The organism is Sutterella parvirubra YIT 11816, from assembly GCF_000250875.1.
Taxonomy (GTDB): Bacteria; Pseudomonadota; Gammaproteobacteria; order Burkholderiales; family Burkholderiaceae_F; genus Sutterella; species Sutterella parvirubra.
This window is the reverse complement of sequence record NZ_JH604989.1, coordinates 1-778: the sequence shown is the minus strand read 5'-3', so window position 1 is coordinate 778 and position 778 is coordinate 1. Positions and strand designations below refer to the sequence as shown.

Here is a 778-nt window from a genome sequence, read left to right as displayed (position 1 = left end):
GTGGCGACCGAGGGCACTCCGGAAGTACCGAAGAAGTACAGACCTACCGGCCGCAAGTTCAACAAGAGCGAGCTCCCGCTCGAGGAGATCCTCGAAGATCCCCGTCGGTATGCTTGGCTCCCCAAAATCGTCGAACTGCTCGGCCGTCGAACCATCGACGTCCACGAGATGGTGGCCTTGTTGAACGACTTCATGGGCTGTTTTCGACAGGAGATCGCACTTTACGTGGACGAGCACGGGAAGGTCTACAGCAACCTCCATGCGGACAGCTGCGTCGGCGTCACGCCTCGCAGCAGCGTGGGCATGCGCCTGATCGTGAACATGGCTTGGACCCTCTACCACGGGCTCTCGCTGACGCGATCCGAGCGGATGTTCGCAGAGGCCTGCTGCTTCGGCAACAAGACCATCCTCAAGAACCTTCAGCACTTCAGCGACTACGTTCTCGATCCGCTGATCGAGCGCATGTGCGGCGTTCTCGGCAACTCGGCCTATGTCGGCTGCGACGAGACGACCTGGAACGTTCTTGAGATTCAGGGGCGCGGCGTCTGCAAGGCGACGGAGGACCCGAAGTCGCAGAACTGGATCCTCTCCATGTGCAACTTTGGAGCGGAGATCCCCGTGTCGCTGTTCCTGCGACTTGACAACCGGTCGGCTGAGAGCATGAACAAGGCGATCAACGGCGCCTTCGGCGAAGACGGCTTCAACCCTGAGTATCTTGTCGTTGACGGCTACCCCGGGTATCCGGCGCTCATCAGAAAGCGCGAAGGAAATTGGTCGC

The 778-nt window shown here is 60.0% G+C and carries 2 protein-coding genes; one reads left to right on the top strand and one right to left on the bottom strand.

Annotated features, from left to right (window positions below; all coding sequences use genetic code 11):
* Nucleotides 1-237: hypothetical protein (locus HMPREF9440_RS11690; RefSeq protein ID WP_216586068.1), on the bottom strand; the 237-nt coding region annotated here is incomplete at its 3' end.
* Here HMPREF9440_RS11690 and HMPREF9440_RS07160 point away from each other — a divergent pair.
* Nucleotides 226-778: IS66 family transposase (locus HMPREF9440_RS07160; protein WP_216586067.1), on the top strand; the 553-nt coding region annotated here is incomplete at its 3' end. The genes HMPREF9440_RS11690 and HMPREF9440_RS07160 overlap by 12 nt on opposite strands.